Annotated in this window: 16 protein-coding genes and 5 pseudogenes; 11 read left to right on the top strand and 10 right to left on the bottom strand. The window is 68.8% G+C overall.

Annotated elements, in window-relative coordinates:
* Positions 1-58: 58 nt before the first annotated feature.
* Together ACIP4Y_RS33040 and ACIP4Y_RS33045 are read right to left on the bottom strand one after the other, a co-directional pair.
* The gene (locus tag ACIP4Y_RS33040; protein ID WP_401399475.1) at positions 59-307 is read right to left on the bottom strand and encodes a hypothetical protein; all 249 of its coding nucleotides are present in this window, start codon (positions 305-307) and stop codon (positions 59-61) included.
* Positions 308-450: 143 nt separating this feature from the next.
* Positions 451-750, bottom strand: coding sequence for an antibiotic biosynthesis monooxygenase family protein (locus ACIP4Y_RS33045; protein WP_401399477.1), 300 nt, complete (start codon positions 748-750; stop codon positions 451-453).
* A 391-nt stretch (positions 751-1,141) separates the two neighbouring features.
* Here ACIP4Y_RS33045 and ACIP4Y_RS33050 point away from each other — a divergent pair, with 391 nt between their 5' ends.
* Complete coding sequence (locus ACIP4Y_RS33050; RefSeq protein ID WP_401399479.1) at positions 1,142-1,864, top strand: dienelactone hydrolase family protein; 723 nt, start codon at positions 1,142-1,144, stop codon at positions 1,862-1,864.
* A 171-nt stretch (positions 1,865-2,035) separates the two neighbouring features.
* Positions 2,036-2,360, top strand: a pseudogene (locus ACIP4Y_RS33055) (TetR family transcriptional regulator); the annotation flags it as partial.
* A 247-nt stretch (positions 2,361-2,607) separates the two neighbouring features.
* On the opposite strand, the gene ACIP4Y_RS33060 reads toward ACIP4Y_RS33055, so the two are convergent.
* The 3 genes and pseudogenes from ACIP4Y_RS33060 to ACIP4Y_RS33070 all read right to left on the bottom strand — a co-directional run.
* Entirely contained in the window at positions 2,608-2,880 is a 273-nt protein-coding gene (locus ACIP4Y_RS33060) for a hypothetical protein (protein WP_401399481.1), read from the bottom strand.
* 282 nt (positions 2,881-3,162) lie between these two features.
* Positions 3,163-3,805, bottom strand: a pseudogene (locus ACIP4Y_RS33065) (IS5 family transposase); the annotation flags it as partial.
* A gap of 143 nt (positions 3,806-3,948) precedes the next feature.
* A pseudogene (locus ACIP4Y_RS33070) lies at positions 3,949-4,128 on the bottom strand (IS5/IS1182 family transposase); the annotation flags it as partial.
* Between the two features lie 203 nt (positions 4,129-4,331).
* Here ACIP4Y_RS33070 and ACIP4Y_RS33075 point away from each other — a divergent pair.
* Positions 4,332-4,670: pseudogene (locus tag ACIP4Y_RS33075) on the top strand (transposase); the annotation flags it as partial.
* On the opposite strand, the gene ACIP4Y_RS33080 reads toward ACIP4Y_RS33075, so the two are convergent.
* A complete protein-coding gene (locus ACIP4Y_RS33080) occupies positions 4,663-6,072 on the bottom strand; it encodes a PLP-dependent aminotransferase family protein (protein ID WP_401399483.1) in 1,410 nt (469 codons plus the stop codon). The pseudogene ACIP4Y_RS33075 and the gene ACIP4Y_RS33080 overlap by 8 nt on opposite strands.
* 83 nt (positions 6,073-6,155) lie before the next feature.
* On the opposite strand from ACIP4Y_RS33080, the gene ACIP4Y_RS33085 reads away from it, so the two are divergent.
* The 3 genes from ACIP4Y_RS33085 (at position 6,156) to ACIP4Y_RS33095 (ending at position 13,364) form a co-directional block, all read left to right on the top strand.
* Positions 6,156-6,917, top strand: coding sequence for a metallophosphoesterase (locus ACIP4Y_RS33085; protein ID WP_401399484.1), 762 nt, complete (start codon positions 6,156-6,158; stop codon positions 6,915-6,917).
* Between the two features lie 323 nt (positions 6,918-7,240).
* Complete coding sequence (locus ACIP4Y_RS33090; RefSeq protein WP_401399485.1) at positions 7,241-7,498, top strand: cupin domain-containing protein; 258 nt, start codon at positions 7,241-7,243, stop codon at positions 7,496-7,498.
* Between the two features lie 2,158 nt (positions 7,499-9,656).
* Positions 9,657-13,364, top strand: coding sequence for a hypothetical protein (locus ACIP4Y_RS33095; protein ID WP_401399486.1), 3,708 nt, complete (start codon positions 9,657-9,659; stop codon positions 13,362-13,364).
* Positions 13,365-13,421: 57 nt separating this feature from the next.
* Here the strand turns inward: ACIP4Y_RS33095 and ACIP4Y_RS33100 are convergent, their stop codons facing one another.
* The gene (locus ACIP4Y_RS33100) at positions 13,422-14,222 is read right to left on the bottom strand and encodes an alpha/beta fold hydrolase (protein ID WP_401399488.1); all 801 of its coding nucleotides are present in this window, start codon (positions 14,220-14,222) and stop codon (positions 13,422-13,424) included.
* A gap of 142 nt (positions 14,223-14,364) precedes the next feature.
* Between ACIP4Y_RS33100 and ACIP4Y_RS33105 the strand changes: the two genes are divergently transcribed.
* The 3 genes and pseudogenes from ACIP4Y_RS33105 (at position 14,365) to ACIP4Y_RS33115 (ending at position 16,628) form a co-directional block, all read left to right on the top strand.
* A complete protein-coding gene (locus ACIP4Y_RS33105; RefSeq protein WP_401399490.1) occupies positions 14,365-15,249 on the top strand; it encodes a helix-turn-helix domain-containing protein in 885 nt (294 codons plus the stop codon).
* A gap of 192 nt (positions 15,250-15,441) precedes the next feature.
* Positions 15,442-15,591 (top strand): annotated as a pseudogene (locus ACIP4Y_RS33110) (alpha/beta hydrolase); the annotation flags it as partial.
* 215 nt (positions 15,592-15,806) lie between these two features.
* Entirely contained in the window at positions 15,807-16,628 is an 822-nt protein-coding gene (locus ACIP4Y_RS33115; RefSeq protein WP_401399492.1) for an HD domain-containing protein, read from the top strand.
* A gap of 74 nt (positions 16,629-16,702) precedes the next feature.
* Here the strand turns inward: ACIP4Y_RS33115 and ACIP4Y_RS33120 are convergent, their stop codons facing one another.
* The 3 genes from ACIP4Y_RS33120 to ACIP4Y_RS33130 form a co-directional block, all read right to left on the bottom strand.
* Positions 16,703-17,818 carry an FAD-dependent oxidoreductase gene (locus ACIP4Y_RS33120; protein ID WP_401399494.1) on the bottom strand — a complete coding sequence of 372 codons (1,116 nt, stop codon included), beginning with the start codon at positions 17,816-17,818 and terminating at the stop codon, positions 16,703-16,705.
* 1,279 nt (positions 17,819-19,097) lie between these two features.
* Positions 19,098-19,526, bottom strand: a complete 429-nt coding sequence (gene arr / locus ACIP4Y_RS33125; RefSeq protein ID WP_401399496.1) for an NAD(+)--rifampin ADP-ribosyltransferase — start codon at positions 19,524-19,526, stop codon at positions 19,098-19,100.
* A 791-nt stretch (positions 19,527-20,317) separates the two neighbouring features.
* Positions 20,318-21,250, bottom strand: a complete 933-nt coding sequence (locus tag ACIP4Y_RS33130; protein ID WP_401399498.1) for a LysR family transcriptional regulator — start codon at positions 21,248-21,250, stop codon at positions 20,318-20,320.
* A gap of 70 nt (positions 21,251-21,320) precedes the next feature.
* On the opposite strand from ACIP4Y_RS33130, the gene ACIP4Y_RS33135 reads away from it, so the two are divergent.
* Together ACIP4Y_RS33135 and ACIP4Y_RS33140 are read left to right on the top strand one after the other, a co-directional pair.
* Positions 21,321-22,262, top strand: a complete 942-nt coding sequence (locus ACIP4Y_RS33135; RefSeq protein ID WP_401399500.1) for an NAD-dependent epimerase/dehydratase family protein — start codon at positions 21,321-21,323, stop codon at positions 22,260-22,262.
* A 15-nt stretch (positions 22,263-22,277) separates the two neighbouring features.
* Positions 22,278-23,162 (top strand): aldo/keto reductase, encoded by an 885-nt coding sequence (locus ACIP4Y_RS33140; RefSeq protein ID WP_401399502.1) that lies wholly within the window; start codon positions 22,278-22,280, stop codon positions 23,160-23,162.
* Positions 23,163-23,462: the final 300 nt, after the last annotated feature.

Genomic DNA, 23,462 nt, shown 5'->3' on the forward strand with positions numbered 1-23,462 from the left:
ACCGTCGAGAGGCCGGCCCGACCCCGGCGAGTCCTGGGACGGCTTGGACACCAGTTGATCAAACCGAACAGCCCACGAGAACGACGCAACCCTGGCCGACATCAATACCGCTAACGACACCCTCGAACAGGTTCCCTTCAACCAGTTCGTCAGCGTGGCCGTCACCGAGCTCCAGAACATCGGCAAGTTTCTGCGTGGCGAGCGCCGAGCGTCCCACGGGCCGGCCACGCACGAAACTCGACAGCCTCGCGGCCGAGAAGGGGTACAGCAACAGTCCGTACCGCACCAACCTGCGGCGCCGCAGCATCCCAGGGAACACCGTTGAGCAGGCGGTCAACAGGCAGGCAGTCCCGGGCCGTGGCTACGCGCCATGACAAGCGCGGCTACTCCTCCTCGACACTGGCATTGCGGCGGCTCTGGTCATGTGGCTCCGCACAGGATCGGCCGGACCTAATCACGGGGCTCTGCGAGAAGGTCGTCCACCACATGACATCGAATTGTGGGGAGGTGCTCAGCGATCGCCTCACTCATCATGGCTTCCCCTTCGGGGTCCACGTCTGGGCACCCCTCGCGGGTGGCGGCATCCGGCCACCGGGCGTACGCCACCCAGGTGCCGTCATCGGCCTGATGCAGGCGTGATCCGTAGCTGCCGCAGTGCTTGTGCATCGCCTGTGTCACGCGGTGCCAACCAGCTGCGAACTGCTCCTCCTTGCCTTCGTGCAAACGCCATCGGTAAATCACTGCGAACATGACACGACCTCCCCCTACGACCTCCGCGCCTCTGGAATCCGGCGGGCGTGCCTCGCACACCCACCACACTCCAGATCGGACTGTACATGTCAGCCCTTCTCTTTGGGGGGTCTCTGACGATCGCAACAGGGCTTACGCCGCTGGCCCCCCGTCAGTACGCCGAGCATGCTTTGCGGATGGCATGTCGCCATGGCAGCCGGCCACCGAACCGCCGCAAAAAACTTGTTGGCGGACCACGGCGACCGCTGTTAGCTTGCCGGAGGCCGTGCGACAGAAGGAGGAGGTGGTACCCGTGAACGCTGTATCGACATGGGTGCTCCCCTCCGGGGTCACGGTCGGGCGATAGGTCGTCCGGGAGCGCCGTTCAAAAGCACTCCCGAAAGGCACGACCATGCGATTCACTTCTGAACAGCACCTCGACGACGGCGTCCTCGAACGCGAATTCGCCCTCGACGAGATCCCCGGTACCCTGTGGATGCCTGAATCCGCCGCACCGGCCCCGCTGATCCTGATCGGCCACAACGGCGGCTTGCACAGGCGGGAACCCCGGCTGGTGGCTCGGGCCCGGCAGTCCGCGGCGTACGGTTACGCGGTGGCCGCCATCGACGCCCCCGGGCACGGGGAACGCCCCCGTTCCACCGTCGACGAGCAGGCTCGCGCCGACCTCCGCCGGGCGATGCAGGCCGGCGAGCCGGTCGACGAGATCTTCGAGTCCTTCGTCGGCCCGCTGGTCGAACGGGCGGTCCCGGAATGGCGGGCCACCCTGGACGCCCTCCTCTCGCTGCCCGAGATCGGCGGCCCGGTCGGGTACTCCGGGATGACCGCCATCGGCATTCGGCTCGCGGTGGTCGAGCCGCGCATCGTGGCCGCCGCTTTCTTCGCCGGGGGTTTCGTGCCGCGCGCCCAGCGTGAGGAGGCCCGCCAGACGACCATCCCGCTGTTGTTCCTGCTGCAGTGGGACGACGAAGGGAACCCCCGACAGCGGGCCCTGGACCTGTTCGACGCCTTCGGCACCAAGGAGAAGACGCTGCACGCCAATATGGGCGGGCACGCCGGCACCCCGTGGTTCGAGGTGGACGACGGGGACCGGTTCTTCGGCCGGCACCTGAAGTGAGGCCGGGCCGTCAGGTCGGCGGAAGACGGTAGGCGTTGTCCGCCGGGATGCCGCTCACCGAGGACAGGTCCCGGCCCTACTCGGAAGCGGTGGCCGGCAGATGCACGACCGCCCCGATCGCGGTACCGGCCATCGGGGCGGTACCGCCGCTCGGGTCGGCACGTCTCCGGTGCTCTGGTTTCGTGGCTGCGCGACTGTGTTGCCTGGACAACCGAGTACCGGGGCGTGACCGCACTGATGGCCGGCCGCCATCGAGGCACCGAATCCGCGCTCCGTACTTCATCCGTCATCCTGCGCACAGCCGGAGCGCTGCTTCTCAGCCCCGCCAGGCCGCAGCATGGCACGGGGGGATATCGAAGGCGTCGATCTGTTCGCGCTGATAGCGGCACTCGCGTGGCTCAGCGATCAACTCTCACTCGCACCACGGGCCGATCACCTCTTCGATGTTGTCGCGAGCGCGATCGTGGCGGATTCAGCGAGAACCGCCACCGAGGGCACGCCGCCCACCGCTCCGGTAGACGAAATCGTCGCGTATGCGGACCGGCGAGCCCGGCCGCACGCCTCTCCGATCCGGGTTCGGTTCCGGATGCGGCTGCCCCAGTTGGTCGTGGAAGTCGGCGTCGACATCGCCCGCGACAGCACCGACCGCCGGCGGCGCCCCGCACGATGGCACCGGCCGCGCACCGACTTCTCCCTCGAAGACGTCGCACCCTTCGGCAGCCCTGACGAGGCCGGCGACCGGGTCAGGGGCTGTCGCCGGACCAGTCGAAACGGCTGCGGTCGCCCGGCCGCGGGTCGTACTGCGCCCGGCCGCCGGGCCCGAACTGCCCGAGGTCCGTCAGCAGGGAGACACCGGTGTCGATCTCATCCGGTGTCCAGCCGGTGATGTCCAGCAGCAGCCCGTCCAACGGGCCGCCGACCAGTTCCACGTAGCTCCGGCTCGGGAGCGGTCCCGGGTGGTCGGGGTCGGCTCCGTAGACCCGGCCGCGCAGCAGCTGCTCGTCGTCGCTGTTCATGCCATCCAGCGTTCCAGCCACCACCGACAATGCCGATTTACGCGGAGCGCCAAGGGCTTCCCGCGCTGCTGGTGGAAGGCTTGCCCACGTCAGGTACTGGAAGCGGGAGAGCCGGCCGCCAGCCTTCCAAAGGCCCGGCCTGTTACTCCGCGCCGGGCGGAGGAGCTCATGCTCCTGGCGCGCGCCTTCGTCGCTGCGGGATGTTGCTCGGCTACGACGGCCCGGCTCTGGCAGTACCATGGTGCGTTCGATCGCCCAGCGGTGTCGGCCGAGTCGTTGTCAGGTCTCGACACCTTTGCGGGCAATGCGGTGCCGGATGCCACGCTGAGACAGCCATTGCCGCAGGTGGCGATAGTCGTAGCCCTCGTCGGCATGAAGCTTGCCAGGCCTGCGGCGGCGGGGGCCTCGGCGGGACCGGATGGGCGGTATGCCTTTCACTAGCGGAACCGTGGCCTCGCTGTCATGAACGGTGGCGTCGGACATCCCGACAGACAGGGGCAGACCGGTCCGCTCGGTGATCAGATGGATCTTCGAGCCGTACTTACCTCGGTCGACAGGATTCGGACCCGTCATGTCCCCCCTGTAGGGCCCGCATGTTCACCGAGTCGATCGCGCACCTCGACCAGTCCAGGTCGCCTCGGGAGCCGAGTTCGTCGAGGACCAGGCGGTGGGGCTTGGCCCACACCCTAACCTTCATCCACTCGGGTAAACCTGCGATGGGTCGTGGCGCCGGATGGCCCGAACGACGCAGCAGGCAACTGCTGCCACGTACAGCCTGACGTCGCGACGAACACGATCGCCGCCAGCACCTCGCGGTCACCGTAGCGACGCCGACCACCACCCTGCGGCCGCGATGGCACTTCCAGAACCACCCGCTGAACAACTGCCACAACTCACTCGGCACCAGCCGCTCAACGATCCCCACACCGGAAGGCTACCGACCTCAAGGAGAAGGACCGTAGTCAGCGGCCCATTCGGCGCTGCTCGTCGAACCGAAGCAGCACTCGTACCAGACGCCACACTCCGGCCATCGCTCCGAGCAGCGCGCCCCCCACCAACACGTTCTTCTCCGCTGACCAATACGTAGATGATGGCCGCGAACAGCGTCTCATCCGGGGTGTTGGCTGTTCCGCCGCCCTGCGGCCGTGTTCGTTGCTCCGGGATCAGCGGCTTCGCGATGTCCCACAGCCCGTCCGGCACGGTCCAACTCCACGTTCCCGCCCCGTACCGGGTTACCGTCCGCTTCACCACGTAGGACACGGTCTGCGGTCATGGCAGCGGTGCAAACGGCGGCAGCCGCCCAGCCAGGACATCGTGCACTCAATGGTCCAGCCGGGTGGGGGACTCGTTGCCCTTGCGGGCGATGCGGTGCTGGATGCCACGCTGCGTAGCCATCGGCGCAGGTGGTCGTAGTCGTCCCCTTGTCCGAGTGCAGCTTGGCGGGCCGTCGTCTGCGGGGCCGCGGCGGGAGCGAATCGGCGGGATGCCGCGCACGAGCGGCTCGACCACAGCGGCTGTTCGCCGACCGCGGCTACGACTACGACGAGTACCGTCAGCTCCTCCGCGCTCGTGGCATCACGCCTACGATCGCCCGCAAGGGCACCGCCCACGGATCCGGCCTAGGCAGGACGAGGTGGGTCGCCGAGCGAACCTTCGCCTGGCTACACCAGTTCAAACGCCTGCGGACCCGCTACGAGATACGAGCCGACCTCCACCCCGGGCTGATTCGACTCGCCTGCAGCATCATCTGCTTACGACGACTCCGAACCTCATTTCGAAATGTCACTTAAGGCTGGCCACCAGCTCCTGGACCGTACTGAACAGTGCGTCGAGAGCAGGCCGGTAGGCGTGTTCGGGTGGGGCCGCGAAGCCGATGAGCAGGCCTGCCGGGCGCCCGCGCGGATCAATGTGGAGTTCGGACAGGCCGCGCAGTGCGAGTCCCTGCCGGGCGCAGAGGGAGAGGACCTGGTCTTCAGGTGGCCAGTCGGCGGGGAGGGTCACGAGGGTGTGCAGACCGGCCGGGACGCCGTGGGCGGTCAGTCCCTTCACACCGGACAAGCGGGTCAGGAGCAATTCCCGTCGCCGGCGGTAGCGCAGGCGGGTGGCGCGGATGTGGCGGTCGTACGCGTGATTGGTGATCAGGTCGGCGAGGATGAGCTGGGAGAGGCTCTCGGTGTAGAGATCGGCTTGCTGCTTGGCTTCGACCACCGGCTTCACCAGCTGGGGCGGCAGGGCCATCCAGGCCAGGCGCAGCGCCGGGCCGAGGGTCTTGGAGGCGGTGCCGCAGTAGACGGTCCGGTCGGGGGCGATGCCCTGGAGGGCGCCGACGGGTTGGCGGTCGTAGCGGTACTCGCCGTCGTAGTCGTCCTCGACGATCAGTCCGCCGGTGGTGCGTGTCCAGGCGCCGGCGGCCTGGCGTCGGCTGGGATGAAGAGGGACACCGGTGGGGTACTGATGCGAGGGTGTGAGCAGCATGGCGTCGACCTCGTGCGTCAGCGCGTCGACGCAGGCTCCGTGGGCGTCGACGGGCATGGGCGCGGTGGCAAGGCCGGCGTGTTGGACGACGCCGCGGAAGACGTTGTGGCTGGGATCCTCGACGGCTACCGCTCTGGCTCCGTTCTGGGCCAGCACGGCGCTGAGCAGGCGCAGGCTCTGGTAGTAGCCGGAGGTGATGACGATGCGGTCGGGGCTGGTGACCACCCCGCGGGTGCGGCCGAGGTAGTCGGCGAGCGCGGTACGCAGTTCGAGCCGGCCTTGCGGGTCTCCGGCGCCGAGCACCACCGAGCGGGAGCCCGCCACCACCCGGCGTGTTGCCGCGAGCCAGGCCCGGGCGGGGAAGTCGCTGACGTCGGGAAGTCCTGGGCGCAGGTCATGGCGGGGACCTGCCGGTCTCGGTGTGGCTGACGGGGAGGGCACGGTCTCCGGCGGTATGTCGGCCACGGTGGTGCCCGACCCGGGCCGGGTGGTCAGGTAGCCCTCTTCGACCAGTTGGTCGTAGGCGGCGGTCACCGTGCCGCGGGACAGTCCGAGTTCGGTGGCCAGCCCCCTGGTGGAGGGCAGGAGTGTCCCTGCGGCCAGGCGCCCCTGGCGGATCGCGTCGCGCAGCGCCGACTCCAGAGCCGAACGGCGGCCTTTCGAGGCGTCGAGGTCTATGTGCAGGTCGATGCGCGAACCGGACCAGGTTTTCCGCATAGAACCGGATCTTACTCATGGGCCGGTGTCCTCCTAGCCTCGTCCCAGGTGATCAACAGGCCGGGAGTGACAGGACATCCTCGATGATCGTGATAGCCCACCTCAGCGACACTCACATCGACAGTGAGCCACGCAGTATCGAACGCACCCGAGCGGTCATGCGGCACCTGGAGGAGCTGCCGTACGACCTGGACGCGGTCCTGGTGACCGGAGACATCACCGATCACGGTCTGCCGGCCGAGTACGAGCAGGCCCGTCGGCTCTTCTCCTCGCGGCACCCGGTGATGCTCTGTCCCGGGAACCACGACAGGCGTGATGCCTTTCGAACTCACCTTCTCGGGCAGGCGAGTTCGACGTCTCCGGTCAACCAGGTGCATCGGAGCGCTGACGCGGTCATCGCGATGTGCGACTCCTCGGTGCCGGGCAAGGACGAGGGTTTCCTCTCGGACGAAACCCTGGCGTGGCTCGAGGACGTCCTGGCCCGAACCTCCGACGGAACGCCCGTGCTCGTCGGCTTCCACCACCCGCCGACGCAGTTGCACGTCCCGTTCATCGACGGCATCCGCCAGTTCGGAGCCGAGCGGCTCATGGTCCTCGCCGACCGACACCGCAATATCGCAGCATTCCTCTGCGGCCACGCCCACACAGCCGCAGCGACCGTCTTCGCCGGGCGCCCGCTGCTCGTGGCTCCTGGAGTCGTCTCCACTCTCCGCCTTCCCTGGGAACACCGCGCGCACCCCCAGGACCACGTCCACCTGGACCACCCACCCGCACTTGCCTTCCATGTCCTCGAGGACTCCGGGAAGTTGACCACGCACTTCCGGCACGTCAGCACAGCCCCATGACTCATCACCGGATCGGTGACGCAGGGATCTGTCCGTACTGGAAGGCTCGACTCTCTCGCCGCCCCCAGGCAGGCCCACGCTGACCTGCGGCCGCGCAAGGAGCTCCAACGGCGGGGCCTAAGCACGTGCCCAGGCGATGCTGCACCGTATAACCGAAACCATCGAGGCTTCGACGACCTCGCCGAAACCTTCGCCGCGGACAAGAACGTCCGCCGTCCACGACGACGGCACCATGGACGGCTACACTGAGATCCTGCTCCCCCAGGGTGCGCCGCCGCGGGCCCAGCAGTGGCAGCGCCGAACTCAGCACCTGGACCGTCACGATGGTTGCCGGTGCGACCGGCCCCGAGCACGCCATCAGCCGTGAACAGGTCTGGACGGTCACCGCGGGCGCCCTGGAGGTGACCTGCGACGGCCGGACCCAGAAGGTCTCGGCCGGCCAGACCCTGGTCCTTCCGCCAGCCCTCGCCCGCCGGATCCACGCACCCGAGCGGGCCGGGGCCCATGTGTCGATGCGCTCCGACGGAATTGCCTCCGTGCTCGGCGCCGAGGACACCCGCGAACTGCCCTGGGCTCTGTAACCGCCGCTGCTTCGCACGCCAGGCGGCTCCCCGACTTCCGGCGAGCCTCCGGCACCTGCCACGCAGCGTCGTTTCCTGCGGACCGCCGCCTGGAACGTCCTGGTGTGCATGCCGCGAACCCGTCCAGGATTTCCTTGACCAGCCAGGTGACCACCACGGGTGCTGGGGCGGCGATCAGGGTCACTGCCAGGTATCCCGTCATCATGACGGGAGTGGCTCGGACGCCGAGACCGAGAGCCGACATCACGGCGTGATGGAGTGGCGTCGTACGGGGCGGAGCGGCAGACCCCAGGGCGGGGCTCATACTCGCCCGGCCGGTACGGCGGTGAGGACCGCGTCTCCGACGGCGGCCACCGTGAGCGGTTTCCCCGTCCGGAGCCGAGACGGCGAACCGGGATGGAAAGGCGTTGACTCCGAACGCAGTGGTGCAGGGTCCGTCGGGTTCCTCTCGTACGACCCGTGCCACGGAAGCGAGGCGCTCGGTCATCTCCCGGACCTCTTCCTCGTGCTGCTGCTCGGCGCTGCTCGACACCACGACGGCGATGATCTGACGGCGGCCCTGGAGCCCGGTCGCCTTCTCGACGAATCGGGGCAGTTTGTCCCGGCGTCGTCGGTAAGATCACGTTCCGTGAGCCGCATTCCCTCGGAGCACTGGGTGCTGAAGGGTTCCACGAGCGCACCTACAGAAATACCGCCCTCCTCGGTGAGGGCCGGGACGGCGGACGGCCGGTCCAGGAGCCGGCGGAGGGCCGCGAGCGACAGCGTGAGGTCCCGTGCGCAGAGCGCGGCGACGATCACGAGGGCTGTGGCCAGGTAGACCATGGTCGGCCTCTTCTCGGTGGAGGGATCAGATGCTCGTCCGGGTCGGGGCGGTGGGGACGGGTCGCAGCAGCGCCACCAGTACGTCTCCGACCACCAGGACGAGAGCGGCCGTCGGCCCCGCACAGCCAGGCTGCGAACCGGGCCTGCCAGGAGAGGTGTCCGCTCTCCGTCACTCCGGGAACGGCCGCCACCGCGACGACGAGGAGCACGGCGTTGCGTACGAGTTGGGGCGGTCCGACCGGGCCGGCCGAGGTGCCGAAACACCGGCGGACCACCGGTGTTCCGGTCCGCAGGGCGCGGGCGACGGCATAGGTGAACGAGGCCGGCAGGCGATCGCCGCCAGGAGGCCGATCACCGCCGGCAGTCGGTCGCCGTGTGGCCACGGATCGGTCCGGAGCAGCACGGTTGTCGCTTGCGCGACAACGACTGCCGCCGTGAGGACACCCGCCCGGGCAATGGGTAACCGGCCCAGCGTCGCCACAGCATCATTGAACGCGCGGAACGACGTCGCGTTCCTGATCTTGCCCAGGACGGCCGCTCCGAAGACCAGGACAAGCAAGACCTGACGCAATGCCGACACGAGGATCAGGAACTCGCCGTCTCCTGCGGGACCAGGCGTTCCAGTATGCGGTCGGCCAACCCGCGTACCCTCTTCATGGTGTGATGTCCCTTCCGTCGGGTCTGACTGGTGATCACAGCGGGGCGCCGGACCGCGCGTGGCGGTTCTCTGCGCAGCGGATCGGCATTCACCGGCAGTCCAGTGCGACGTACGCCGATTCCGCTTCCCCGGTCGAGCCCCTGACCGTCCGGCAGCGCGTCGCCGGACGGCGTCCTTCCGGGGCTCTCCCCAACGAGTTCAGCGACCGTCGCATTGTTTGGCAGCGCAGGTCAGGCGGCCAAACAATGAGCCCTTTCCAAGGCGCCTGGACAGCCTCTTGTGGCGTCGACCAAAGGGATCGTGAAGAAGAGATCTGGGGTCCACCCCCGACCGAGCGCCATGACAGACCAGGCCCGGTCGGTCGCACCCGCACTCACGCCGTGGAGGCCATCGGCCAGGGGCCGAGCACCGCACCACCGGCCGGCTCGCCCAGCACTTGAACGTCTCCCCGGCCGCTCCGGGGGGCGCGCCACCGGTTTCAGCGGCCGGCTTCTTCGTTGGCAGTGCAGGTCAAGCGGCCGAACAATGGCCGGACGCAATCTTCGCGGGTGTGGGGTGGCTCCGTAACGTGGCTGGCCTGTCCAGTGCAGAGGCAACTGCCGGGGGTGGCACGTGGCGGGTCGTCGTGAGGCACCGTTGGATCCGGGGGCCGGCCCGGTACAACGGTTCGCATTCGAGTTGCGGAAGCTTCGCGCCGAAGCCGGCGGGATCACCTATCGCGTGCTGTCGCGTCGGGCTGGGTATTCGGTGACGACACTCTCTCAGGCGGCCGCCGGCGAGCAGTTGCCGACTCTTTCCGTGACGTTGGCCTATGTGCGGGCGTGCGGAGGCGATGGGGCGCAGTGGGAAGCCCGGTGGAAGCAGACGGTGGACGAAATCGCCGCCTTCTCCGGGCAGGACTGCAACGGGGAGGGCACGGAGCCGCCCTACCGAGGGCTCGCCAGGTTCGAGACAGTAGACAGCAGCGTGTTCTTCGGTCGCAGCCAGCTCACCGCTGACCTGCTCCAGTTGCTGCGTCGTCGACGGTTCGCGGCCGTTTTCGGCCCCTCTGGCAGCGGCAAGTCGTCCCTGGTGCGCGCCGGTCTCATCCCCGCCCTGCAGGACACCCGTGATACGAGTCTGCGCCCGGCCGCCATCCGTATCCTCACCCCCGGTGAACGCCCGGCACACACCCACGCCGACGTGTTCACCCCACGCAGCACCACTTCCAGCCCTGCGGAGGACACGTTCGTCGTCGTCGACCAGTTCGAAGAGGTTTTCACTCTCTGTCAGGACTCGGCCGAGCGTGCCCGGTTCATCGATCTGCTGCTGGCCGCCCGTCGGCCGGCGAGCAGGTTACGAGTCCTCATCGCGGTGCGGGCCGACTTCTACGGCCACTGCGCGGAACATCGCGACTTGGCCGACGCGCTGCACGACGCGCACCTACTCGTCGGGCCCATGAGATCGGAGGAATTGCGCGAGGTCATCGTCAAACCCGCCATCGCAAGGGGCCTCACAGTGGAACGTGCGCTGACCACCCGGCTGGTGGAGGAGAGCACCGATGCCCCGGGCGGACTGCCGCTGCTGTCGCACGTGCTGCTGGAGACCTGGCGTCGGCGTCGTGGCAAAACGCTCACCCTGACCGGCTACGAGGCAGCCGGCGGACTCGCCGGTGCCATCGCCAAGACCGCCGAAGAGGTCTACGGCCGCTTCAGCGAAGACCAGGCAGGCGCGGCGCGGCGTGTACTGCTGCGGCTGGTCACCCCCGGCGACGGCACCCCCGACACCCGACGGCCCGCCACCGCGACGGAGTTGCAGGACATCGGCGGGCACGAAACCGCACAGGTCCTGGAGGCTCTCACTCGAGCCCGGCTGCTCACTGCGGACGACGACACCATCGACCTCGCCCACGAGGCTTTGCTGACCGCCTGGCCACGGCTGCGCCGCTGGATTGATCAGGACCGCGAGCGCCTTCGCGTACACCGCACGCTCACCGAAGCAGCACGCGCCTGGAACGAGCTGGGCCGCGACCACGGGGCTCTGTACCGCGGCACCCGCCTGACCATCGCTCAGGACCATTTCGGATCCGGACCGTCCGCAGACCTCACCAGCCTAGAACGCGCTTTCCTCACCGCCAGTCTCACCGCGCGCGAGCACGAGCAGCGGGCCTCGGCGCGCACCACCCGACGCCTGCACCGGCTGAGAGCAGGGCTGTCAGCCCTGGCGGTGCTCGCGCTCCTTGCCGGTGTGATTGCCTGGCAGCAGAATCGGTCTCAGAAGCTTGAGCGGCTGAGGGCTGAGGCCCGCAGGATGACGGCGTTGGCAGAGGGGATGCGCGCCAAGGATCCCCAGACGGCCATGCTGCTGAGCGTGGCGGCTTGGAAGCACGCTGACCTCCCGGAAACCCGTTCCGCCGTCCTGGCTGCAGCTTGGCAGAGGGAAGAGGACGCGTTCACGGTGCCTGATGGCGACCCTTTCGCAGCCCGCTCCCTCGGCCTTGACGGCCGGACCGTCATCAGCGTGGGCAGCCGTCACGTGACGGAATGGGACCTCGCCACGCACCGGAAGGTGGCGTCCTACGAGGGTCTGGGGTCGTACGCCAGCGACTACCCCGAAGTCAGCATCGAGTCGCGCACAGTTGTGCTGACCACAAGGGACAACGTCCGGCTGTGGGACTTGTCGGCCGGCAGACCGATCCGCAGCCTGCCGTTCCGGCACATGGCCGGTCAGATGAATCCCAGCGGGCGCACTTTCATTGTTTACGGTGAGGACCGCAGTATCCAGCTGCGGGACATCGCCAGCGGCCGTCTGCTCGCACAGCGCCACGGCGCCCTCCACGCCCGAGGACCAGTGCGGGCACACGTCAGCACCGATGACCGTTTGCTGGCCGTGTGCGGGGGCACGTCGGCACGCCTGGAGATCTACGACCTCCGCGGCCGGCACAGTCTGACGGCGTCACGACTGTCTGGAGCCCGGCTGAACTGCCGCGGTTTGATGACGTTCACCTTCAGTCGGGACAATCACGCCCTGCTCACTGTCACCGACGGCAAGGTCCAGGTGTGGGACGTTGCCTCTGGCCGGCTGCTCCAGACTGTTCCGTATGCGGGCGTCGTTCAGGCGGTCCTCAGTCCGAACAGGAAGTTCGTTGCCGCTACTGACTCCCACACGGTCCTTGTCTGGCGCCTCGCCGACCCCTCTCGCCCCGTCTTCCGGTACCCCCTCGTCAGCGAGACCATCACCGCGCTGCAGTGGACACCCGACGGCCATACGATCCGCTACCTCTCCGGAGTGACTGGTTCCACGGTCAGGTCCCTGGACGTGGAAGCTGCCACGAATCCCCACTGGGCCGCCCGACCCCTTAGTCAGGCGGCCTTCAGCGGCGACGGAGGAATCCTGGCCACAGCACAGTCCTCCGGCCGCGGAGTCACCTTCCGGCTTCGCGATGTACGCAAGGACCAGGACCTCGGCGCCACGAACGTCGCCTGTCCCGCCACCGAGGTGAGGCAACGGGGGGTCAGACACTGCACCGGGTCGTTCGCGCTGACGCGCGATGGCCGCTCCTACGCTGTCCTCGCCACGGACAGCGCACAACGAGCAACCGTCACCGTCAAGGGGCCTCACGACACCGCCACACTGGTCGTTCCGAGCACCTGGCGAGGAAACGAACCGCGCCAGGGCATCGCGCTCAGCCCGGACAGGCAAGTGATCTACCTGCAGCAGCCCAGAGACGAAAGCAGGAGAACCAACGTTCAACTCGTTCCCGGCGACCGAGGGACCGAGGTCTGGAACGTGCACCGGCGGCGAAAAACCCGAGTCCTTACCCGTGTGAGCGGGGACGTCCTGGCCCTGCGACCGGACGGCAAACTCCTGGCCACCTCTTCCGGACAGCTGGTCGACCTCCCGTCCGGCCGGGTCACCCTCCGCTCACTCGGAGAGGACACGATCCGCTCACTGGCCTTCAGCGCCGCCGGGCAGTATCTGGCAGTCGGCGATGCCTCCGGCAAAGTCACCGTCTGGGACAGCCGCACCAGACAGCGCCTTGCGGTCCTTGCCGGCACATCCAGCAGCACCGGCACCGGACCGGAACCCGCCTCGGCGCTGTCCTTCTCCCCCGATGGCCGCACGCTGGCCGTAGCCGGAACCAGTGGCACCACCCAACTGTGGGACATCAGCACTCAGCTGCGCTACGGTTCCGCCGTTCCTGGTACGGGAGACGCGATCCTGGCTCTCGCATTCAGCCGGGACAGCAAAACACTCAGCATGGTTGGTGACCACACACCATTGCGAACGTATGTGGTCAGCCCTGAGCTGGAGGCTGCACATGTGTGCCAACGAGTCGGACACAACCTCTCGACCAACACATGGCACATCCTGCTGCCCGGCGTGCCGTACCGGAAGGTCTGCTAGATATCGGGTGCGGACTCAGGTGGCCATGACGACCGCCAGGCCGGATGGCTCGTGCGGTCAGTGCCGGAGTATCTGAAGGAAGTCTCCGAGAGCGCTCGCGACGGCACCGGGGGTTTCCACAGGGAGCAGGTGGCCGGCGGCGGGGACGGTGACCAGGGTTGCGTGCGGGATGTGCGGCAGGAGGCACTCGCGCAGGACGCGCGGCGGTTCCACCACGTCGTTCTCCGCGGCCAGCACGGTCACCGGAACTGCGATGCGGCGCACGGCGCGGGTGATGTCGTACGCGATTCCGCGCAGTGGCCACTCCTGCCGGGCCTCGGGGCCTGCGGCGAGGCTGTCGCGTACTGCGGTGGCCCGCGCCGTCTCGCGCAGCGGTGTCGCGGTCAGGACGTGGTCGAGGGCGTGCCGCACCGCCCCGGGCGAGTCGTACGCGTGGGACAGTCCCTGCCGGTACTCCTCGGTCACCGTGACGGGCGGCTCGGGCGGTGCGGGTGCGACAAGCACCACGCCGGCCAGGCCGGCCGGCCTTCGGGCTGCGACGAGCTGGCTCACCTTGCCGCCCATCGAGTGGCCGACGAGGACGAACGGCCCCGGCACGCACGCCTCGACGACGCGAGCGAGGTCGTCCGCGAGCTGATCGAGGTGGTAGGGGCCGGGCAGTACCCGCGAGGTGCCCCAGCCGCGTTGATCGAAGCGGACCGTCGCCTGCCCGGGCGACAGATGACCGATCACGTCGTTCCAGGTATCGGCGGAGCCACCCCAGTAGTGGACGAACACCAGCGCCGGTCCGGTACGGCCCCCGACCCGTACCTCCAGAGCCCCGCCCACCACCGGCACCATCCTTGTCTTTTCCATCATCGCTCCACCTTCCAGTCGGTTCGTAAGGCGACCGGCTCGTGGGGCCGCAGCCTCGAACGGGTCACCTGATCTCCCGGTCACGTGCATACTCGACGGTAAGGAAGACGCGGTCCGCTCCCTGATGGAAAGGAGCACAACACTTGTGGAAAACGGACACCATGCTGTGCGGCAACTGCGCTACTCGCCTGCCGTCGGCTCGCCCCACGGCGTGGAGGTCCTCGACTTCGCCGCGCTGCGCTCCATGGACACCCACCGCCGTCGCGTACTCCCCCAGCGCCCCGACTTCCACGTCCTCGCCCTGATCGCCTCCGGCACCGGCGCCCACGAAGCGGACTTCCACCCCCACCGGCTGGCGGAAGGAAGCGCCGTGTGGATCCGGCCCGGCATGGTGCACAGGTGGACCGCCATCGACGCCTGCGACGGCCCGCTGATCCTCTTCCGGCCGGACTTTCTCCCCGGCTTCAGCACGGCGGAGGCCACCACCCCGGCATGCTGGCACCTGGACCAGCAGCGTCTGGGCCTGGCCCTGCTCGCGGCCGAACACCTCGGCCGCGAACACGACACGGCAGCGCGCACCCCGCACCTGGCATCCCCCGCACTGCTCTCCCACCTGCTGGCGGCACTGATTCTGCGCACACTGCCCGACGCCCCCGCCCGGACCGACGCGGCCCCGGCCGGCAACCGGTCCGCGGACGTGTTCCGCGCCTACCAGGCCGCCGTAGAAGAACATTTCACCGACTGGCACCACGTGGCCGACTATGCACGGGCACTCGGCTACGACGTGCGCACCCTCACCCGGGCGACACGCGCCGCCACCGGCACGGGCGCCAAGACCTTCCTCGACCAGCGCATCCTGCTGGAAGCCAAGAGACTGCTCGCCCACACCGACCTGCCGGTCGCCGGCTGCGCCCGACGCCTCGGATTCCGGGACGCCGGCAACTTCACCACCTTCTTCCGGCGTCAGACAGCCACGCCCCCCGCCGCCTGGCGCACCGCTTACGGCCCAGCCGGCACCCGTCAGGCCTGACCTCGCCACGGCTGGCCCCGATCACGGACACCGGGTCGGCTCCCAGCACAGCGAGTCCGCCGCAACGGCACGGCGGGATCCGGTTCGCTCGGCGGCAGTGGCGGGCCTCGCCACTGCCGTACGGCGCCCCTGCCATGCGGCCGAGGCAGCGCGACCGAGCCCCGCCCTCCCGCCATGCGGCTACGGCGAAGCTACCGGGCGGTCGCAGTCAACGTGCTCGGCTACGGCCGCTCCGCCAAGCCCGCCGCGACGCACGAGTACCGCATGCTCGACCAGGTGGAGGACAGCGTCGCCTCGGTGCGCGCCCTCGGCAAGTACCGGGCGCTGACCGTCGGGCTCGACTGAGGATCCGGCATCGCAGCGACGTCAGAGGCGGTGAGCGGCCACTGGATCCAGCAGGAACGCCCGGAGGAGGTCAACGGTCTCCTGACCGCCTGCCGTGTAGACCCTGCTCCTGGCAAAAAGCCGTGGATTCCCGGCAATTGAGCTACTGCCGGGAGAGGCAACACCATTCATACGCTGGTGGCGTCCAACCCCCGACGGAAAGGCGGATACTCATGTCTGAGAGGGCCAATGAGGCAAAGAACATCACCCGGCGCACGATGCTGGAGCGTGGTGCCGGTGTTGCTGCGGTCGGCGCAGCCTCCGCGCTCGCCGCCGCACTGTCGAGTCCGCCCGCCGTTGCCTCGGTTTCAGGAGCACAAGGGCGGGACGCTTCCTCGAATTCGCGTGGTGCCACCCTGCCGACGGTCGTGGCCGGGGTGCGCTTCCCCGACAGCGAACTGGCCCGGGCCGCCGTGGTGTTCGCGAGAAAGGTCTCCTCCGGGGCGCTTTTCAACCATGTCATGCGGACGTACCTGTACGGCTCCCTGTTGTTCGACCGACGCGGCGTCCGCTACGACCGTGAACTCGCCTTCGTAGCAGCGGTTCTGCACGACCTGGGGCTGGTGAAGGCGTATCAGACCCCGAACGAGCACTTCGAGGTCGACGGCGCGGACGCCGCCCGGAATTTCCTGCGGGGACGGCGCATGCCGGCCGAACGAGTCGAAGTCGTCTGGGATGCCATCGCCCTGCACACCAACGTAGGCGTAGCGAGCCGGAAAAGGCCGGAGATCGGCATCGTCTCCGTCGGCTCCGGGCTCGATTTCACCGGGACCGGTCTCCAGCAGATCCCGGCCGACGCTCTCGCCGAAATTCTCGCCGTCTTCCCCCGGGCCGGATTCAAACAGGACGCCCTCGACAACATACTTTCGCTGTGCCGCACCAAGCCGATGTCCGTACTCATGCATCCCTTCGCCGAGGTCGGCCGCCGTCACCTCTCGGATTTCCAGGTGCCCACCGTGGAGGATCTCCTGCTTGCGGCACCGTTCGAAGAGTGACGGTCAGCCACCCACGCCGAGCGACCTCCCAGGCGGGATCACCGGAAAACGACGCGCACATCCGCGCGCGTTCGTCATGGGGTCTGGCCGTCCCGGGTGAAGAGGTTGGTCAGGTCCTCCGGTGTGGGGTTGTCGGGGACTTCGGCTTCGCCGACAGCGGCACTGCGAGGGAACAGCGCTTGCTCGTACTCGGCCAGCGCGGCCTCGATGTCGTCGGGGTGCGCGGCGAGGGCCTTGCCCAGTTCAGCGCCGTCAAGCATGGCCAGGTTGGCGCCTTCGCCGTTCGGAGCCGAAAGATGGGCGGCGTCACCGAGCAGGGTCACCCCTGGCACTCGCTCCCATCGGTGCCCGGTCGGCAGGGCGTAGAGGGGGCGCAGGACCGGCCCGGTGTCACCGTCGGTGATCAGAGCGGTGAGTTCCGGCGCCCAGCCGTCGAATTCCTGCGCGATCCGCGCGGTGACCGCGGCAGGGTCGGTGAAGTCCAGGGCGGCGAACCAGTCCTGCGGCTCTGACAGCCCCACGTAGGCGTGCAGGGTGTCGTCCCTTTCCCGGTGGGCGAAGATCTCCCTGCCAGGGGTGAGCGCGATCATCGACCCGCCGCCGACCGCCTTTGCGGCGGCGGGGTGCCGGGTGTCGGCGTCGAACAGGTAGGTCTCCACGACCGACTTGCCGATGTACTCGGGTGTGGCGGTGGAAAGCAGCGGCCGGACCCTTGACCACGCGCCGTCCGCGCCGACCAGCAGGCTGGTGACGACGGTGCTGCCGTCGGCGAACGTCACCTCGTGGCGCCCCTGGCCGAGGGTGCGGGTCCTGCCGGCCTTGTGCCCCCAGTGGACGGTGTCGGCCGGCAGCGAGTCGAGCAGGATCCGTCGCAGCTCCCCGCGCATCACCTCGGGGCGCCCGCCCGTACCGTCGTCGCCCAGGTCAAACCGGACGTTCCCGTCCCGGTCGAGGATCCGCATCGTCTGGCGGCCTTCCAGGATGATGCCGCGAAACTCGTCCATGAGGCCGGCCGTTCGGAGAGCCAGTTGGCCGTTGTAATCGTGGATGTCGAGCATGCCGCCCTGCGAACGCTCCGTCGGTGAGGTCTCCGCCTCGTAGACCGTGGCCGGGATGCCGTGAAGGTGCAGGACACGGGCGAGCGTCAGTCCGCCGAGTCCGGCACCGATGATCGTGACGTGCGTGGTCATGGTGATTCCTTGCCTGTCGTAGCCCTGCCGGACGGGCATCCGGCACCATCTCCAGCAAGGCTCCAGATCCCCGCCGACAAGCGGCCGACATCGGACCGACAGCCCCGACAAGCACCCGACATCGGACCCACGGACCCGGCTTGCCACCGCACCGAGGCAGTTCCGCCATCCGCACCCCGGGTCCAAGCCCGCCTCAGTGGGGAGAAGGCTCAGCGCGCGATCCACCGCGCATGTTCCTCAGGCCTCGAACGGGCCCTCGGCGCGCGACAAGGCTGGCGGCGCAAGGACTGACGGACCTCCAGGTGACGGACTTACGGCGTGCTGGGCAAGTGCGTGAGCTGCAGGCGTGGTGCCGGCGGCAGCGGCGTAGGCGCTCCCGTCTCTGGAGCGGCGCGGAACAGGGCACGGGTGGCGCGTCGTATGGCGTCTTCCTGAGGTGCCTTGCCTTCCCAGGAGGGGGCCGTAGTGGCGGTGGCCGGAGCTGAGGAGGTGGTGGTGCCGGGCTCGGTCGTCGTCTCCCGCTTCTTCTGCTCCACGCAGCCGGCTGTCAGGGCCGTGACAGCGGCGACGAGGGCAAGGCTCTGGCGCGCACGCATGGGACTCCAGTCGTACAGTGTTCACCGGCGGATGCCGCCGGCCGCGCGGTGGGCGGCGGTACGGAAATGTCATCGCAGGCCTGGGGGTTGCCGTAGACCGTCACCTCGCCGTCCGACCAGCGTACGAACAAGTCGTCCTCCCCGAACCTCGGTTGGCGACATTCAGGTAGAGCACCGACTCGCTCGTCCGACCACCTCCCAGGCGGTTGGGGGAGCGCACGGCGTCGTACCTCTCCCCCGGCCCGGGACAGCGAGGCGGCACCATCCTCGTGCGGCCATCTTGAGAGGCTGTTTGCTGGGCCGGTGGCACGGCGAGTCGCCCATACCGATGCCGGGGGCTGGGGCCCCGATGGCTGCTTCACGCGGGGACTTCGCACGCTGTATCTGTGCCGACATCACGGCCGCAACATTCGGGCCCCGTCCCGATGCCCCGGCAAGACGACGAATGGTGCGGCTTGTTGGCGAGAAGGACCCCCTTCCGCGCCCCCGTGTGCGTCATGACCCACCACACACGTCCGGGACGTGACGCACCACCTGTGCTGGACGAGGTGACGCGAGGACCCCTGTAGTTCAGGCCGCGACGGTGAGAAGGGCGTCCGCTCCGTCGGACGCCCTTCTCACCGCGGATGTGGGCGTGTTCCGTCAGCGGCCTGCGGAGGCTTCCGCAGTCTCGGCGGCCTTCGTCAGTCCAGGATCGTGGCGATGCCGCGGCGACGAAGGTCGGCCAGGCCATTCAGCATGGCTTCGATCTGCTCGGGAGAGTGCCCGACCCAGCCCTTGAGCTCTGACACGATGCGCACAGGCTCCCGTGTGCGGTAGGAGCGGGTGGGGTTGCCCGGGAACTTCCTGTCGGTGACGTTGGGATCGTCTTCCAGATCGCCGGTTGGCTCCACTACGTAGATGCGCCCCGGTCCGTCGCCGGCTGCGAGCTCGGCGCCCCAGACGGCGGCATCCAGGGTCTCGGAAACGTAGACGTGGCGGGACGTGCGCCCTTCCTCGAAGTTGGACGCGCGGCCGGGGGTCAACAAGTCCCCGGGAACGAGGTCTGCCTTCGTACCGTGCAGGTAGGTTCCTGCCTCGTACACCTGGAAAGGGACAGGGGCGCTGGTCATGGACCACTCCTTCATCCTGGGCTTTGGTACAGGGAACCACAGCAGCTACCGGTGGTTCCGCGGCGATGCCCAGACGTCTGACCCGCCCGCCGCGCCCCTGCCGGCTTGATCCGGTGCCGTGAAAGCCCGTCTCCGTGACGCCGGTGGGGTATTAAAGAACGTCGTCCGCCGTGACGCCGGCGGACGGGGCCGGCGGTGCGGTCCCATGCCGTCGACGGACTCGCCGAGGAACCGGACCCCGCACTCCGCGGCGGATCGGCCGGTGCCGTCGGTGCCCGCCCCCCGGCAACGCGTCGTAGAACTGCCCGAACACCTTGCGTGGCAACCTCAGCGGTGGACAGCCGGATGCCGCGGCGCGGCGCGGCCCACGCCGCCGTCGGCGGGACAAGGACCGCGGCAGCCGTCAGGACCGCTCCCCCACCAAGCAGGTTGTGCTCTTCCATGGGCCCGCTCCTGATCTCGTCGCAGCCCGCATGTCCGGTCGGCCTGTCCTGACGCTGCGGCCAGGCCTGGATATGGCCGTCGAGGCAGATCATCACCCGTTCGGCTCCGCATACGCGCGCCGGTACAGGGCAGTCGGTGCAGGCGTGGCGAGTGCCCGTGGATGGTGGTGCCGCGACCGATCCCCGAGTCGGCCCCGGCACCACCTGCGCACCGCCGCAGGGCCGTGCCTCCCTCGCCTCGTCCCGGCCGGTAGACCGCGCACCGACAGCACCGGGTGGGGGATGTCCCCGCCCTTCGGTGCCCCCGGAAGCAGCGCGCGACCTTCCAGCATCCGGAACGGTCATTGCCTAGAGGGTGACCTGGCCCTGCTCACTCCCCTGGTGCTGCATCACCTGCTCGCGGAGGGCTTGGACGAACATCGTGACATGTGGGTGGTCGCGACGGCGGCGGATCGTGGCAACGCCGATGTGCCGGGTAGGAGCCGGCGGCTCGACCGGGACGGTGTGCAGTCCCGGCAGTGCCGGGATGAGCGCGATGGAAGGGATGAGCGAGATTCCCATTCCCGCGGCGACGAGCGAGCGAGCGAAGAAGTAGTCGGTGGTGGTGCCGCGCACTTCCGGTTCGAAGCCTGCGCGCTCGGCGTAGCGGCGCAAGTATGCCTCGGTCTTGAGGCATCCGAGTACCCAGGGCTCGGCTGCCAGCTCTGCGATATCGAGCGACTCCCGGTGGGCGAGTCGATGCCCCTCCGGGAGGACGACATGCAAGGGATCTTCCAGGAGGGCGATCCACTGCAGGCTGGAGCTCGGGCCCGGCCCAACGGGCAGCGGGCCGTCGAAGTGGTAGGCGAGAGCAAGGTCGACAGCGCCTTGGCGAACAAGGGGCAAGGTGTCCTCAGGCTCGCCCTCCCTGACGTGGAGCAGCGTGTGCGGATGGGTCGCCATGAACCGCGGGAGAGCGCCTGGCAGCAGGTGTCTGCCGCCGCTGGTGAAGGTGGCAACGGTGAGCTGTACACGGCCCGTGCTGAGACGCTCGACCTGCTGCTTTGCCTGTGCTAGCTCCGCTGCGACGGACTCGGCGGCCCCGACCATGATGTGGCCGGCCTGAGTAAGGGTGACCCCGCGCGTGCTGCGTGCCACGACCTGGGCACCGAGGCTGCGTTCCAACACCGCTACGTGCTGGGAGACGGCGGAGGGGGTGAGGTGGAGAGCCGCAGCCGCCTTGCTGAAGCTGCCGTGGTCTGCCACCGCCCGAAGGACGCGAAGCCGTTGCACATCGATCAACAGTATTCCTTAACGCACTTGCAGTAAGCCGCCACTTCTGCTGACGACGGTAGGTCTCCAGGGTGGGGGCATGCAAAGAATCTGCGTCATAGGCGGAAGCCGGTACTTCGGAAAGCTCCTGGTCGAACGCCTGCGGGCTACCGGTCACCAGGTCACGGTGATCAACCGCGGCTCCGCCCAGCCGCCCGCCGGTGTCGAGCACCTGGTTGCCGACCGCAACGACGAGGAATCTCTCATTGCCGCGCTCGGCTCTCGCACCTTCGATGTGGTCGTCGATCAGATCTGCTACACCCCCGTGCAGGCCGCGATCGCCGCACGCGCCTTCGCCAGCCGCACCAGGCGTTACGTTATGACCTCCACGATCGAGGTCTATGACCCCGCGACCGTCGCGCTGCCGGCTGTGCCGACGGGCACCCCGGTGCCGGAGGAGAGCGTGGACCCGGCCACCTGGCTGGTGGCCATGGATCTGCCATGGCACGACGAGGCATACCTGAAGACGCACTACGCCGAGGGCAAACGCCAGGCAGAGGCCGTCTTCACCCGGGCCGGCAGCTTCGCGTTCGCCTCGGTGCGCAGCGCGCACGTACTCGGCGGCGGCCCGCGGGAGTTCACCGGCCGACTGGCGCACTACGCCGAGCACATCCGCAGGGGTGAAGAGATCACTGTGCACGCGAAGGCGCTGCCGACGGTGTTCATCCACTGCGAGGAACTGGCCGATCTGCTCCTGTGGGCATCCACCGCGACCAACTTCAGCGGTCCGGTCAACGCCTGCTCCGACGGCCTGCTCGACGTACGCGACCTTGCCACGATCGTCGCCGCACAGGCCGGCCGGAAACCCGCCTACCGGGTGGTCGCCGCGGGCGAGACGGCCTCGCCGTTCTCCTTCGACCGCCACTACGCCATGAGCAACTCCCGCGCGAAGGAACTGGGTTTCGCCTTCTCCCGCGTCATCGACTGGCTGCCCGGTGCCGTCGCCGAAGCCCTCACCGCATCCGCCACCCCCGCCGACTAGGGAGCACCAACCGCCATGCAGTACCGCACCGTCGGAGACACCACCGTCAGCGCCATCGGTCTGGGCGCCATGCCGCTGTCCATCGAGCACCGCCCGGACGAGAGGCGCGCCATCGCCACCATCCACGCCGCCCTCGACGCCGGCGTCACGCTCATCGACACCGCCGACAGCTACCACTGGCACGCCGACGAGGCAGGCCACAACGAGCTGCTGATCGCCCGCGCCCTGGCCCGATACGGCGGCGACACCTCCGGTGTCCTGATTGCCACCAAGGGCGGCCGCGGCCGGCCCGGCGACGGCAGCTGGACCGTCACCGGCGCCCCGGAACATCTCAAGCACGCTGCCGAAGCCTCCGCCAAACGGCTGGGCCTCGACGCGATCGGCCTGTACCAGCTGCACAAGCCGGACCCGGCCGTGCCCTGGGCGGAGTCCGTCGGCGCGCTGCGCGAACTGCTCGATGCCGGCACGATCCGTGCGGCCGGCATATCCAACGTCACCACCACCCAGATCCGCCAGGCGCACGCGATCCTCGGCGACGGCCTCGTCTCCGTGCAGAACCGGTACTCCCCCGCCGTCCGTGACAGCGAGCCCCAACTGCAGCTGAGCACGGAGCTGGGCCTGGCTTTCCTGCCCTGGAGTCCCCTCGGCGGCATCTCCCGCAGTTCCCTCGACGGACCCTCCGGCCCGGCCTCGGCGGGCACCGCCTACCACCGCGTCGCGGCCGAGCGCGGTGTCAGCCCGCAGCAGATCGCCTTGGCCTGGCTGCTCACCCGCTCTCCAGCCGTGATCCCGGTGCCGGGAGCCAGTCGCCCGGCCTCCGTCACCGACTCGGCCCAGGCCGCGAAACTCAAGCTGAGCGAGGCAGAGCTGGCGCAGCTTGACCAGGAACTGTCGGGCTGAATCAGGTCAGGACCTCGTCGCTGAGTTCCTTGACCGAGGATGGCTGGGACCTGGAGCCTGTCATCGACCCGGCGCGGTCGCCGGCAGGCCCAGGTCGAGGCGCTTGTGAGGATCGAGTATCGGCGCGTTCCTCTCGGACCATCCTCTGCGGGCCCGCACACTGTGTCAGCACGCGGATCGTCAGCTCCCCGGACGGACGCGCGCAGTGAGGAGCGCGCCACCAGCGTGCTGGTCGATCAGACCCCCTCGCCGTCGCCGGGAGCGGTGGGGCCATCGCTCCCGGCCCGGCCGCGGGACGAT

Source organism: Streptomyces sp. NPDC088810, from assembly GCF_044750305.1.
Lineage (GTDB): Bacteria > Actinomycetota > Actinomycetes > Streptomycetales > Streptomycetaceae > Streptomyces.